The sequence below is a fragment of the Prevotella sp. ICM33 genome (assembly GCF_000517825.1).
Classification (GTDB): Bacteria; Bacteroidota; Bacteroidia; order Bacteroidales; family Bacteroidaceae; genus Prevotella; species Prevotella melaninogenica.
In genome coordinates this window covers 206,389-220,551 of sequence record NZ_JACD01000072.1, presented here as the reverse complement: position 1 = coordinate 220,551, position 14,163 = coordinate 206,389, and the positions used below count along the sequence as shown (strand labels likewise).

At 40.7% G+C, this 14,163-nt stretch carries 13 protein-coding genes; 9 read left to right on the top strand and 4 right to left on the bottom strand.

What is annotated here, in order from left to right; all coding sequences use genetic code 11:
- Nucleotides 1-370: 370 nt before the first annotated feature.
- Nucleotides 371-574: a hypothetical protein gene (locus HMPREF1505_RS09560; protein WP_036924932.1), complete on the bottom strand. Its 204-nt coding sequence runs from the start codon at nt 572-574 to the stop codon at nt 371-373.
- A gap of 137 nt (nt 575-711) precedes the next feature.
- On the opposite strand from HMPREF1505_RS09560, the gene rpsF reads away from it, so the two are divergent.
- The 4 genes from rpsF to HMPREF1505_RS09540 all read left to right on the top strand — a co-directional run bounded on the left by rpsF (nt 712) and on the right by HMPREF1505_RS09540 (nt 3,032).
- A complete protein-coding gene (rpsF, locus tag HMPREF1505_RS09555) occupies nt 712-1,056 on the top strand; it encodes a 30S ribosomal protein S6 (protein WP_004359906.1) in 345 nt (114 codons plus the stop codon).
- 3 nt (nt 1,057-1,059) lie between these two features.
- Nucleotides 1,060-1,329 (top strand): 30S ribosomal protein S18, encoded by a 270-nt coding sequence (gene rpsR / locus HMPREF1505_RS09550; protein ID WP_004353605.1) that lies wholly within the window; start codon nt 1,060-1,062, stop codon nt 1,327-1,329.
- A gap of 15 nt (nt 1,330-1,344) precedes the next feature.
- Nucleotides 1,345-1,872, top strand: coding sequence for a 50S ribosomal protein L9 (gene rplI / locus HMPREF1505_RS09545; RefSeq protein WP_004359905.1), 528 nt, complete (start codon nt 1,345-1,347; stop codon nt 1,870-1,872).
- An 86-nt stretch (nt 1,873-1,958) separates the two neighbouring features.
- Nucleotides 1,959-3,032 (top strand): AAA family ATPase, encoded by a 1,074-nt coding sequence (locus HMPREF1505_RS09540; protein WP_036924930.1) that lies wholly within the window; start codon nt 1,959-1,961, stop codon nt 3,030-3,032.
- Between the two features lie 110 nt (nt 3,033-3,142).
- Here the strand turns inward: HMPREF1505_RS09540 and HMPREF1505_RS09535 are convergent, their stop codons facing one another.
- The 3 genes from HMPREF1505_RS09535 to nspC all read right to left on the bottom strand — a co-directional run bounded on the left by HMPREF1505_RS09535 (nt 3,143) and on the right by nspC (nt 7,132).
- Nucleotides 3,143-4,690 (bottom strand): Gfo/Idh/MocA family protein, encoded by a 1,548-nt coding sequence (locus HMPREF1505_RS09535; RefSeq protein ID WP_036924928.1) that lies wholly within the window; start codon nt 4,688-4,690, stop codon nt 3,143-3,145.
- 520 nt (nt 4,691-5,210) lie between these two features.
- A complete protein-coding gene (locus HMPREF1505_RS09530) occupies nt 5,211-5,906 on the bottom strand; it encodes a DnaJ domain-containing protein (RefSeq protein WP_013265415.1) in 696 nt (231 codons plus the stop codon).
- 59 nt (nt 5,907-5,965) lie between these two features.
- Complete coding sequence (gene nspC, locus HMPREF1505_RS09525) at nt 5,966-7,132, bottom strand: carboxynorspermidine decarboxylase (RefSeq protein ID WP_036924926.1); 1,167 nt, start codon at nt 7,130-7,132, stop codon at nt 5,966-5,968.
- Between the two features lie 73 nt (nt 7,133-7,205).
- Between nspC and HMPREF1505_RS09520 the strand changes: the two genes are divergently transcribed.
- From HMPREF1505_RS09520 to HMPREF1505_RS09500, 5 genes are all read left to right on the top strand, one after another.
- Nucleotides 7,206-7,814 carry a thiamine-phosphate pyrophosphorylase gene (locus HMPREF1505_RS09520; RefSeq protein WP_036924924.1) on the top strand — a complete coding sequence of 203 codons (609 nt, stop codon included), beginning with the start codon at nt 7,206-7,208 and terminating at the stop codon, nt 7,812-7,814.
- Nucleotides 7,815-7,868: 54 nt separating this feature from the next.
- Nucleotides 7,869-8,807 carry a ribose-phosphate pyrophosphokinase gene (locus HMPREF1505_RS09515; RefSeq protein ID WP_036924922.1) on the top strand — a complete coding sequence of 313 codons (939 nt, stop codon included), beginning with the start codon at nt 7,869-7,871 and terminating at the stop codon, nt 8,805-8,807.
- A gap of 1,143 nt (nt 8,808-9,950) precedes the next feature.
- Nucleotides 9,951-11,063, top strand: a complete 1,113-nt coding sequence (locus HMPREF1505_RS09510; RefSeq protein ID WP_036924920.1) for an MORN repeat-containing protein — start codon at nt 9,951-9,953, stop codon at nt 11,061-11,063.
- Nucleotides 11,064-11,103: 40 nt separating this feature from the next.
- Complete coding sequence (locus tag HMPREF1505_RS09505; RefSeq protein WP_036924918.1) at nt 11,104-13,188, top strand: alpha amylase C-terminal domain-containing protein; 2,085 nt, start codon at nt 11,104-11,106, stop codon at nt 13,186-13,188.
- Between the two features lie 4 nt (nt 13,189-13,192).
- Nucleotides 13,193-14,149: a DUF6057 family protein gene (locus HMPREF1505_RS09500; RefSeq protein ID WP_036924916.1), complete on the top strand. Its 957-nt coding sequence runs from the start codon at nt 13,193-13,195 to the stop codon at nt 14,147-14,149.
- Nucleotides 14,150-14,163: the final 14 nt, after the last annotated feature.

The following is a 14,163-nucleotide window of genomic DNA, read 5'->3' as shown; positions in this document are numbered from 1 at the left end:
TTGGCTTCTAAAAGACGCCTAATTGACTTGCAATAGGTGCCCTTTAAGACCCTTACTAACGCCCTTTTGAAGTCCAATTAAGTACCTCTTTGCGTGCTGTTTTATAACTAACTGATTTCCTGTTGGTTGCAAACTCACTTTTTATACGTGTTTTGTCCTTATTTATAGATGTTTTATTTGAAATTATGTAATGATTTTTCAAGGTTTTATCCGCGAGTTATCAACATACAAGAAGAAAGGGGGCTCTATGTTGGAAGGTGATAATAAGATAGGTAGTTTGACAATCTTGCCTATGTTTTTCTTTGATGTTTAACTTTGACTTCCAGTAAAACGATACGAAAAACATCTACATATTTAATGGAAAATCCTGTTAATCCTCCTTCTCTCCCTCCTTTGAAGATTGGAATGAGACTAAACGTTCTCCCCTTACAAATATTACAACACCACTCAATACCAGTGCTAATCCACCGAAAAGAAGTTCGTTTCCATTGAAGTGGAGAATGACATGGAGTGCGAACAGAAGCAGACCTAAAATAATGTCTGCAATGCCTAAGTATTTGATATATCTTTTCATACAAAAGTGTAAATATACTGTTTGTTGGCGCAAAAGTACAAAAAATATTTGGTCAGTTGCATAAAAATTAGTACTTTTGCACCGCATTTTGCGAAAGCAGGTGTAATTTAATTCACAATTTTATATTTTTAAGTAGTATGAATCAATACGAAACCGTTTTCATTTTGACTCCCGTTTTGTCTGATGAACAGATGAAGGAAACGGTCGCTAAATTCAAGAAACTGCTCACCGACAATGGCGCTGAGATCTTGAACGAGGAGGCCTGGGGTTTGAAGAAGTTGGCTTACAACATCCAGAAGAAGTCATCTGGCTTCTACGCATTGTTAGAGTTCAACGCAGAACCAACAGTTATCGACACTCTCGAGACCGGCTTCCGTCGTGACGAGAAGGTTATTCGTTACATCACCGTTAAGCAGGACAAGTATTCTGCAGCTTATGCTGAGAAGCGTCGTGCTAAATGGGCAGCTAAAAAGGAGGCTTAAATCATGGCAGAGCAGAAATCAGAAATCCGTTATTTGACCGCTCCTTCTATCGATACAAAGAAGAAGAAGTATTGCCGTTTCAAGAAGAGCGGTATTAAGTACATCGATTATAAGGATGGCGAGTTCTTGAAGAAGTTCCTCAATGAGCAGGGTAAGATTCTTCCTCGTCGTATTACAGGTACTTCTTTGAAGTATCAGCGTCGTGTGGCTCAAGCTGTTAAGCGTGCACGCCAGATTGCGCTCCTTCCATACGTAACCGATTTGATGAAGTAAAAAGGAGGTCAATAGATGGAAATTATTTTGAAAGAAGATATTATCGGTCTTGGATACAAGAACGATATCGTTAATGTGAAGAACGGCTATGGCCGTAACTATCTCATCCCAACTGGTAAGGGTATCATCGCTTCTCCATCTGCAAAGAAGCAGTTGGCAGAGAACTTGAAGCAGCAGGCTTCTAAGCTCGCAGCTCTTAAGGCTGAGGCAGAGAAGAAGGCAGCTCAGTTGGATGGTGTAGAGCTTGTTATTGCAACTAAGGTATCTGCTACTGGCGTAACTTACGGTTCAGTAAACGCAGCTACTGTTGTAGAGGAACTTGCTAAGCGTGGTATTGAAATCGATCGTAAGATTGTTACAATGCGCGATATGAAGAAGGTTGGCACATCTGAGGCTACTGTACACTTCCACAAAGAGGTTGAGGTTAAGATTCCTGTAACTGTTGTTGCAGAGAACCAGCCAGCACCTGCTGTTGAGGAGGCTCCAGTAGAGCAGCCAGCAGAGGCACCTGTAGCTGAGGAGGAAACTCCTGCAGCTGAGTAATTTTATATTGACATTTTGCACTGTAAAGCAGTAATGTTAGATAATAATCCCTTTCACTTTCGGGTGGAGGGGATTTTTTAGTCATTATGAAACGAATTGTACTTACCGGCGGACCTTGTGCCGGAAAAACGACAGCACTTGTCAAGATCATTGAGCATTTCTCAAGTCTTGGCTATAAGGTGTTTATCATTCCAGAAGTTCCAACGCTCTTCTCTCAGGCGGGTATGGATTATCTTACAGATAATGCTGCGTTCTTCTATGAAGGAGAGAAGGCAACATTGGAGGTTCAGCTTGCTTTGGAAGATAAGTTTACGCGTATGGCTGAGACCATTGATAAACCTACGATTATAGTATGTGATCGTGGTACAATGGATATCTCTGCTTATATGAAGCCAGAGATGTGGAAAGAGATTACAGCTGGTGTAGGAACAACTTCCGAGGAACTTCGTGCTCGTTATGATGCAGTTCTTCACCTTGTGAGTGCTGCGGATGGAGCAGAACAGTTCTATACCACTGCTACTAATGCTGAACGTACAGAAGGGCTTGAGCTTGCACGTGAAATGGATAAGAAAGTCATTCAAGCTTGGTCGGAACATCCGTACTTGCGTGTAATCAACAATCACGAGAACTTTGACACAAAGATTAATCGTGTTATACAGGATATTTCTAATGTCTTGGAGATTCCACAGCAGATTGTCGAGGAGCGTAAATACATTGTTCGATTGACAGGTGAGATTCCTGATGCTATCGAAAGTGAGATTACACAGACCTATCTAACCTCAGAACCTCGCAGTGAGGTGCGTCTACGTCGTCGTACTCTGAATGGTGTTTCGATTAATGTTCGTACAACAAAGAAGACTTTACCGAATAATGAACAGGTTGTTACTGAGCGACAGATAGATAATAATCTATATGAATCATTGATGCGTCAGGCAGATCCTTATCGTCAGTCTATCCACAAGATTCGCAAGACCTTTATCTGGCGTGGTCAGTTCTTTGAACTTGACACTTACCTTGCTCCAACCTCTAATCTTCAGATTTTGGAGACAAAGGGAATCGTTGATCATGAGGATGTGAACTTCCCTCCATTTATTGAAGTACTTGAGGACATCACTGGTAATACGGAATATTATAACTACAATTTAGCTTTGAAGAAATAAAGAGTTAATGTTTTCTGTGGCAAAGAATAGCTTTACCACTTTAAAGTAAAATAAATGCCGTAACACTTTCTGAGCGTTACGGCATTTGTATATTTAGTATTCGTAGGAGTTTACTTCTTCTTTGCGGTCTTATCGACCTTCTCCCAGTATTTCTTACCTTTTTCCTTCAACTTAGTTGTGAAGTCCATTGCGTCTGCCGCAGCCTGTGCTTCATCAGCAGGAGATGCGTAAGCGTGGTGGAATCCCTTAACCTTATTCCACTCTCCGCGTGTGAAATCAGGCACCTCTACAGGAATGTTGCCATTGTCCATAGAGATAGAACCTAACTCAGCTAAGCAGCACCATTCAGCCAAGTCATAAACGTCAATGTCCAAAGGAAGACCATTCTGCAAGCAGTAAACCAAACGTGAATCCATGATGAAGTCCATACCACCATGTCCACCAACTTCTTTTGCCTGCTTCTCATATTTAGCAACGATAGGACTCTCATACTTCTCTATCAATGCTTTGGTGTCAACCTGTGAAAGATAAGAGTGACCTGAAAGGTTGTCTGATGATGGAGTAATACCTGATTTCTTCATCTCCTCAGCAGAAAGAGCAAAGCCTTCAAAAGGATACTTATTGGCAAAACCCTTTGTTCCAGTGAGCTGATACATACGATTGTATGGCTGTGGGGTCATTACGTTATGATGAATCTCAATAACTTTTCCGTTTTCAGTGCTGATAAGGGTGGTTGTTTGGTCACCATTACGGAACTCTTTACAAGGTTCACCGGTCATCTTTTCAACCTGTTTCTTACCGTTAACCGACTTTGTATCCATTGCAACAAGCGTATTCATTTTGTCACCTCTGTGGATATTCAGAACCTGTGCGATAGGACCTAAGCCATGAGTAGCGTAAACATCACCACGGAACTTCTGGTTGTAATCCAATCTCCAGCCTAACTTGTCTTGTGCATCCTTCTTCCAATATGCGTCCCAGAATTTAGATAGTTCATGACGATAGGCACCCTGAACATAAAGAATCTCACCGAAGACATCTTTCTGTGCCATGTTTAGTGAGTTCAACTCAAAGAAGTCATAGCAGCAGTTCTCAAGCATCATACAGTGCAGACGCTTCTTCTCAGATATATCGATGAGTTTCCAAATTTCAGTAAGGTTCATGGCAGCAGGTACTTCTACAGCAACGTGCTTACCATTATTCATAGCCTCGTAAGCAACAAGGAAGTGGTGCTTCCAGTCTGGAGCAATATACACAAGATCAATATCCTTACGCTTGCAAAGCTCCTTGTAGCCATCTTCGCCAGAGTAAATATCGGCTGCAGGCATACTTGCTTTACGCAGATATTCTTGACATCTCTCAGCTCTGTCACGCTCATAATCGCAGAGAGCCATTACTTGGATGCCTGGGATGTGTGTCCAGCGCTCTACAGCATCATGACCGCGCATTCCTAAACCAACAAAAGCTACGCGAACAACCTTTAACTTAGGTGTCGTCATGTTCAATGCACTTTCCTGTCCAGCTGTACGTACTGGAACTTCCGTTACAGCTTTTCCATTGGTCACCTTGTATGGCCAATTGAATTGAGCCGATACGCTTGATGGTAAGAGTAAGCTACCAAGAATAAACGCAGCAGCTATTGATTTTCTGATACTCATTGTTTTTAGTTATTTGTTTATTGGTAAATTTTGTATTCTAATATTCAAAGTATTTGTAGGCAAAGATACTAAAAAATATTTAAACAAAAGAAGTATGACTTCCCCTTTTTCCTAATGATTGAGTCGTTGTTTAGTAAGACTCAACTATTCAATGTGTTATGTATTATTGCTTACGTTTATACTTAAATTAGTTTATAGGGCTTTTATGCTGTCGACAAAAAAATCTCGAAGTTGTTAATCATTAGTTTCTTACTTATGTTATAATGACAAAAAAGGTTCTTTCTTTCGTTTTCTTATCGATATGTGGATGCTTAGCACGTGTGGTGCGGATGGTGAACACCAATGGTGCGAATGGTGCGCACCACACGTGTTGTTGGTCAACACTTATCAAATCACAATACCTCTTAATAAGAATAATTGCTTTTTTGATCTAATGATGGGCTTGTATGGCTATGCTTGTGATACAAAAAAAGGAACTCCTACATTGAGTAAAAGTTCCTTTGTTGTGTCTATATGCTTATTATCCTTCGCGTCTCATCTGCTCAATCAGCTCTTTCTGACGGTCAGTGAGGTGGTCAGGAAGTTTCACATTGTAGGTGATAATAAGGTCGCCGAAGGTACCATCGCCTCGGTCATAACCCTTACCACGTAGGCGAACCTTTGTTCCACCTTGTGTCAATGGTTTTACCTTCAGTTTTACTTTCTGCCCGCCAGAGAGTTGAATAACGACTTCACCACCTAAAAGAGCCGTGTAGAGGTCTATGCCGACATTAGCCTCCATCTGCCCTGTTGGCTGTTGTCCATGAGCTCTACCCGTGTTAAATCCAGATGAACGGCGACGTCCACCGCCTCCGAAGAGATCTTGGAAGAAGCTGCTAAAGCCACCTCCGCCATTACCGAAACTGCTAAAGTCAAATCCGCCAAAGGGATTTCCTCCACCTTGTCCACCTTGGAATCCACCAAAGCCACCAGCATTTTCGTAGGCTTCAGCATTACGCCACTGCTCTCCGTATTTATCGTATTTAGCGCGCTTGTCAGGATCACCGATAACCTCAAATGCCTCGCTCAATGCTTGGAATTTAGCTTTTGCCTTTGGGTCGTTTGGATGTAAGTCGGGATGAAACTGCTTAGCTCTCTTTCTATAGGCTGCTCGCACATCTTTTTGAGGGATGTTGCGGTCAACACCAAGAATCTTATAATAATCTATAAATGCCATAATATTTCTTCCTTAATTAATGTTTTAATACCGTACTTAAGGTAGCAAATAATGTGCCATTAGTCCATTCTGTCACGATAATCCTCGTATGTATATTCGCGAAGCATCTCGAGTTCGTTATCTGTATGGAGTAGGGCGATAGCTGGGTGACTGATACCATTGAACATATTTGTCTTGACAGTCGTGTAGTGGAGCATATCTTCAAAGATAATGTTCTCGCCTACTTCCAGTGCATGGCCGAAGTCCCACGAACCCATCCAGTCACCACTCAAACAGCTGTTTGCACCTAATCGATAGGTATATTCGCCTTTTGCAGTACCATCTTCGTCGACAAGTTTTGCATTACGGATGGTTGGGTGGTAAGGCATTTCAAGACAATCAGGCATGTGACAGGTAAAACTTGCATTGAGGATAGCTGTCTTTATGCCATGATCCTCTACTATATCAACAACTTGTACTACCAGTGGACCCGTCTGCCAAGCAAAGGCACTGCCTGGTTCGAGGATAACTTTAAGCCACGGATAGCGTTTGCGGAATCCTCGCAAGACATGTATCAGACGTTTAACGTCATAGTCTTTGCGTGTCATGAGATGACCACCACCAAAGTTAATCCACTTTAGTTGAGGGAACCACTTGGCAAACTTCTCTTCTATATGTACTAAGGTACGCTCGAAGACATCGCTGCCACTTTCGCAATGACAGTGGATATGAAAGCCATCAATGTCCTTTGGCAGCGTTTCTGGTAGCTTATCGGATGATATTCCAAAGCGAGTACCGGGCGCACAAGGGTTATAAATGAGCGTTTCCACCTCTGAGTACTCAGGATTCACACGCAAACCGAAACTCAACTTCTCATTTTCAATCTTGGCACGTACGTGAAAATGCTCGTATTGTGTCAATGAATTAAAGACAAGATGTGATGAACAGCGAGCAATGTCGTCAATTTCATAATCTGTATAGCCCGGTGAGAAGGTGTGTGTGGGTGCTCCAAATTCCTCAAAGCCAAGTCGAGCTTCAAAGAGAGAGGAGGCAGTTGTAGCCTTGATATACTCACGAAAAATAGGAAACGTACGCCATAAAGCGTATGCTTTGAATGCGAGAATAATCTCAACATCAGCCTCTTTTGCCACGTGAGCAATGAGGTTTAGATTTTCTCTGAGCCTTGCCTCTTCCAGCACGTACATTGGGCGAGAGAGTTCGGCGTATGTTAATGGATTTATTTTCATGGTGCAAATATAAGGAAAAATTTGCAGTTATGAGAAATAATCTCTACCTTTGCAATACAAATAAACTAAAGGCATGAAACTGGTCATCATGACTAAGTCCACGTATTTTGTGGAAGAAGATAAGATTTTAAGTATGCTTTTCGAGGAAGGACTTGATAGTCTGCACATCTCGAAGGCAGATACTTCCCCACTTTATTTGGAGCGTCTTCTTTCACTTTTGCCTTCTGAATATCATCGTAAAATCACAATACATCAGCATTTTAATATGAAGAATGAGTTTTCTTTGGGTGGTATCCACTTGGATAACTCAAGTGTTGCTGTGCCTCGTGGCTACCGTGGCTCTCTAAGTAGAACTTGTGATGATGTGATGCAGCTAAAGGCTATGAAGAAACAATCGGACTATGTCTTTCTAAAAAATATCCACCAACCTCGTGAACAAGCGGAAAAAGAAGAGCGTGTTCTCTCTGATCTTGAATTAGACGAAGCTTATAGGCAGGGCATTCTTGGGCGACATGTTTATGCAATGGGCGGTGTGACGATAGACGATATACCTATTCTTCGTGAGCTTGACTTTGGTGGAGTAGTGGTTCGGAACGACTTATGGGATAAGTTTCGTATTTATAATGAACAGAATTTTAGCTCTATCATTAATCACTTCCGTAAGCTGCGTGCCCTCTGTTAATGATACAGAGACTTATAAAGATTTATACGTTATCAATATAAACAACTAAAAGAAATGAGTGAAAATAACTCTTTTTTGGTATTCTCTGGTACAAAGACGAGATACCTTGCTGAGAAAATCTGCGCCAGCCTTGGCTGTCCTCTTGGTAACTTGGTGATGACCCGCTTCTCTGACGGCGAATTTGTCGTTTCTTACGAGCAGAGTATTCGTGGTAAGGATGTCTTCCTTGTACAGAGCACTTTCCCAAACTCTGACAACCTTATGGAGCTTCTCTTGATGATTGATGCAGCTAAGCGTGCTTCTGCTCGTCATATTATCGCTGTTATGCCTTATTTTGGTTGGGCGCGTCAAGACCGTAAGGATAAGCCACGTGTCAGCATTGGTGCGAAATTAGTAGCCGACTTGTTGAGTGTTGCTGGTATCGACCGTCTGATTACAATGGACTTACATGCAGATCAGATTCAGGGCTTCTTCAATGTTCCTGTTGACCATCTCTATGCAAGCGGTGTTCTTCTTCCTTATGTTCAGGGCTTACATTTGAAGGATCTTGTTATAGCAAGTCCTGATGTAGGTGGCTCTAAGCGTGCTAATACTTACGCTAAGTATCTCGGTTGTCCACTGGTTCTTTGTAACAAGACTCGTGCACGTGCCAATGTCGTTGATACAATTCAGATTATTGGTGATGTGAAAGATAAGAACGTTATCATCGTTGATGATATGGTTGATACAGCTGGTACTATCACTAAGGCAGCTGACGTTATGAAGGAGGCAGGCGCTAAGAGTGTACGTGCTATTGCTTCTCATTGTGTGATGAGTGGTCCTGCTACTGAGCGTGTAGAGGCTTCTGCGTTGGAGGAGTTGGTTTTCACAGACTCTATTCCATATACAGCTCGTTGCTCAAAGGTAAAGCAGATTTCTGTAGCTGATATGTTTGCAGAAACAATCCAGCGTGTATTGAACAATGAGAGTATCTCAAGCCAGTACCTTATATAATAAGGAATGACGTAAGATAAGTCTTTTTTATAAAAGGATATATTATAATGTTGGAACGCATAGTTTATGTGTTCCAACATTTTTTATTTGTACTTATTCTGCCTAAAAGATGGTTTTTGTCTTATGGTATTTGCTCATTATAAGTCAACTTCTTTCTTCCTTCTTTCCCATATCCCTTCTTTATTATTTCACTTGATGTATGTCAATAAACGTCCTTTTGCTGAAAATAATCGTGAAAAAGTTTTGTTGTGTGCGCAAACAGTTGTACCTTTGCATTGTCAAAAGACAAATATAGATTGTTTAGGTTAGTAGTAATAGATTTAGGTTTTTAGTTATTATTTTAAGGTAGAACAAAAGAGATTGTTCAGGTTAGATTTAAAATAGGTTTAGTTAAGGTAATAAGAGATTGATTAAAGGATAACAATGACGCAAGATGATTGGGGAACGCCGTGAGGCGCGAACCAAAAGTCAAGCTCAAAGAACTCACAGAAATGTGGGTATTAAAGGGCACAGCAAATTACTTGCTGTGCCCTTTAATTCTTTTGTAATAGGTGTTCTTTCTCGATGAAGTTCTCTAAGAAACATGTAGAAGAGATGTTTTACGCAACGTTGTAATGGTAATAAAGTATCTATCTCCTTGTTTTTACCTAACATTCTGATGATGCGCACATGTTGTGCGGAGGCTTAGCACATAATGTGCGGAGGCTTAACACCATTCGTGCGGATGGTAAATAGCATTGGTGTTGAATGTTCTTTGTTTTGTAAAATATAGTCAATATGATTACATATTGAGGTTGCAAAGGTGTTATATCACCTGCTGCAGATATTAGTTTGATATTGAACTTACTTTTACAAAGAAATAAGATATAATTCAATGTCTGCTTTTTTATACTGACACATCTTGAAAATTTAATTATAAAAAGAGAACTTTATCCTATTAGTTTAAATATCATATTCCCTCACTTTGTTCAAATTTCTTTATCATTTACAATGGATTTCGCCCCTTCTCTGTAAAAGTAAATGCTTACAAACGTAATTTTGAGAACATGGCTTAAAAATGTTTTATAAATTTGTTGTTCTCAGTTGAAATCGGTATCTTTGCATATAGGTTATTTTAATTATAATAAACTAAAAACGAGAAACGTGAAACATAAATATATCATCATATTGTTACTTCTCCTTCCTTCGTATCTCTTTGCACAAAACATAGAGATAGGTACTTGTACAACAACGGATGGAGGAACTTATCATGGACAGATGTTCCGTGGTAAACCAAATGGTAAAGGAAAAACAACTTATAAGAAAGGTAATGTCTATGAAGGCGATTATATGAAAGGTTTACGCCATGGACAAGGAACCTATAAGTTTGCAGATGGTGAGAAATATGTAGGTCAGTGGTTCCAAGATCAGCAACATGGGCAAGGTGTTTACTACTTTGCCAATGGTAATCGTTATGATGGTTTATGGTACAAGGACTATCAGCAGGGACAGGGAACAATGTATTATTACAATGGTGATAAGTATATTGGTAATTGGGATCATGACAAAAGAAGTGGTGAAGGAAAATATATCTTTGCCAATGGAGCGTTTTATGAAGGCTCGTGGAAGAACGATATGAAGAACGGACATGGTAGTTTCAAATGGCCTGACCGCTCATCATTCACAGGAAACTGGGTGAATAACCTAAAAGAAGGTAAAGGAATTTATATTTATGCAGATGGTGATGAATATAATGGAGAGTGGAAGAATGACCTACAGAATGGTAAGGGAATCTATAAATTCAAGGATGGCGAAAGCTATGATGGTGAATATTTAGATGGCGAACGCACAGGACAAGGCATCTTCCGTTATAAGAATGGCGACCAATATTCTGGCCATTTCCTTAAAGGACTTAAGTCTGGCTATGGCACAATGTCATGGAATAATGGCGATATCTATGTAGGTTATTGGGAGAAAGACATGCAGAACGGACAGGGTAAACTGACCAAGAAGAATAAGGATGTGTATGAAGGGCAGTTCCGAAATGGTTTATTAGAAGGACTAATCATCATACACTATGCTGATGGCAGTAAGTTTCGTGGCAGCTACCACAATGGCAAAAGAAATGGAACAGCTGTTGAGGAGACTGCTGATGGTGTTCGTTTTGAAGGTAACTATCGTGATGACCACCGTGATGGAAAGTTCATTGAGCGTGATAAGAATGGTAAAGTAACTGCCAGCGGTTATTATGAAAGAGGAAAACGCTATACGAATTAGCCTTTACAAAATATAACAAATAACATAAAGCTTATCTACCATGGTTACAAAGAAGACCACAACAAAGAAGGCTCCAGTCAAAAAGACTTCTGCTAAAACGACAAAAGTGAAGGAGCCGTCTCACATAGGCCTTGTAAAGAATGATGCCTATTTGGCTCCTTATGAGGATGCAATTCGTGGACGTCACGAGCATGCTCTTTGGAAGATGAATCAGCTTACTCAGAATGGCAAGTTGACACTCTCGGATTTTGCAAATGGCCATAACTACTATGGTTTGCATCAGACAGCTGACGGATGGGTATTTCGTGAATGGGCTCCTAACGCTACTGAGATTTATCTTGTTGGCGATTTCAATGGTTGGAATGAGCAAGAAGCCTATCAATGTCACAGGATTGAAGGTACTGGTAACTGGGAACTTACGCTCCCACATGATGCTATGCAGCATGGTCAGTACTACAAGATGCGTGTACATTGGGAAGGTGGAGAAGGTGAGCGCATCCCTGCTTGGACACAACGTGTTGTTCAAGATGAAGCAAGCAAAATCTTCTCTGCACAGGTATGGGCACCTGCTGAGCCATATGTTTGGAAGAAAAAGACCTTTAAGCCACAGACCTCTCCACTCCTGATTTATGAGTGCCACATTGGTATGGCACAGGATGAGGAGAAGGTTGGAACATATAATGAGTTCCGTGAGAAGGTATTACCGCGTATAATTAAGGACGGATATAACGCCATTCAGATTATGGCTATTCAGGAACATCCTTATTATGGTAGCTTTGGTTATCACGTTAGCTCTTTCTTTGCAGCCAGTTCACGATTCGGAACGCCTGAAGAGTTGAAGGCACTCATTGATGAAGCGCATAAGAATGGCATTGCTGTTATCATGGATATCGTCCACTCTCATGCTGTTAAGAACGAGGTGGAAGGCTTGGGCAACTTAGCTGGTGATCCTAATCAATACTTCTATCCGGGTGAGCGTCATGAGCATCCAGCATGGGATTCGCTATGTTTCGACTATGGTAAAGACGAGGTTCTCCACTTCCTTTTGTCTAACTGTAAATACTGGTTAGAGGAATATCACTTTGATGGTTTCCGCTTTGATGGTGTGACTTCAATGCTTTATTACAGTCATGGATTAGGTGAAGCATTCTGCAACTATGCTGATTATTTCAATGGTCATCAGGATGATAACGCTATCTGTTATTTGACACTTGCTAACTGTCTTATCCATGAGGTAAACAAGAATGCAGTAACGATTGCAGAGGAAGTGTCGGGTATGCCAGGTTTAGCAGCTAAGTTTAAAGATGGTGGATACGGCTTTGATTATCGTATGGCAATGAATATTCCAGACTACTGGATAAAGACTATCAAGGAATTACCAGACGAGGCTTGGAAGCCATCTTCTATCTTCTGGGAGATAAAGAATCGACGTTCTGATGAGAAAACTATTTCTTATTGCGAATCACACGACCAAGCGTTGGTGGGCGATAAGACTATTATCTTCCGATTAGTAGATGCAGATATGTATTGGCATTTCCGTAAGGGAGACGAAACAGAGATGACTCATCGTGGCATTGCACTGCATAAGATGATTCGTCTTGCCACTATTGCTGCTATTAATGGTGGCTATCTGAACTTTATGGGTAATGAGTTTGGTCATCCAGAGTGGATTGATTTCCCACGTGAAGGTAATGGATGGAGCCATAAGTATGCCCGTCGACAGTGGAACTTGGTTGATAACAAGGATCTATGTTATCACTTGCTTGGCGACTTCGACCGTAAGATGTTGGAGGTAATTACAAGTGAGAAGAAGTTTAATGAGACTCCTATCCAAGAGATTTGGCACAATGATGGCGACCAGATATTGGCATTTAGTAGGGGAGAGTTAGTCTTTGTATTCAACTTCTCACCATCACATTCTTATTCTGATTATGGTTTCTTGGTTCCAGAGGGATCTTATAATGTAGTATTAAACACAGATGCCAGAGAGTTTGGTGGCTTTGGCTTTGCTGATGATACAGTAGAGCATTTCACAAATAGCGACCCTCTTTATGAGAAAGATCATAAAGGCTGGCTCAAACTTTATATACCAGCTCGTAGTGCTGTAGTATTGAGAAAGAAATAAATTCATGATGGAAAGTAAGTTTATGCGTGCTATTTGCGCAGTACTATTTTGCTCATTCACATTCTGTTATCTGTTTTTCTATCAAGCAGATGTGATGACCGTAGTACAGCACTTGGCTTCAGGAAGGCAAACCTTCTATGATCCAATGTTGGGTGCAGTGCTGATAACATTTACTTTAAAGTTACTCCAAATGGGTGTAAGCTCATTGTTTAAGTTGAAGAAGCGTGGCTTTGGCTTGACTTACTTTCCATCTTTTCTTGTTCTTACAATCATCTCTGACCTTCGTCCTACAGCCGATAGCGTAACGTTTGGCAATTGGTTATGGATAGCTCCTTTACTATTGTTAGTTTACACTTTTGTAATGTTTGCTGTCAAACGCTTTGAACCTTATGAGCCAGAATCGCGCAGCTATGGTCCGTTTTCACAGATGATTTGGATAAACCTATTGCTTTTTCTTGGCTTTTTCTTGTTTATAGGACTCTTTAGTAATAGTGATAGGTATTTTCATCAACGCGCTAAAGTTGAAGCTTTGATTGATAAAAAGGATTATGCAGGTGCATTGGATGTAGTACGAACAATGCCGCATACAGATTCTGTAACATCTATGCTAACTGTTTATGCAGTTGCGCGTAGAGGTCATTTAGCAGACAGTCTTTTTCATTATCCTTTGGAGGGTGGGGCAAGTACATTGCGCCCAGGAAAGGTACATTCGTGGCTACAACCTGATAGTGTACTCTATAAAGTTACCCGTAATTCAGCTAACTATCAGTTGACAGGTTTCTTGTTAGATCGCAATCTTAATGACTTTGCTCGCTATCTTCCACAGTATTATCCTGCAGATAGCCTTCGTCCACGTTATTATAAAGAAGCTCTCAAGATTCTCTCGCTTAAGAACCGAGGATTAAGACTTATTGCACCTTATAAAAAAGGTAGCTATGCTGCCTATTATTATGCAAAGTAGCATTCTTCTTTATA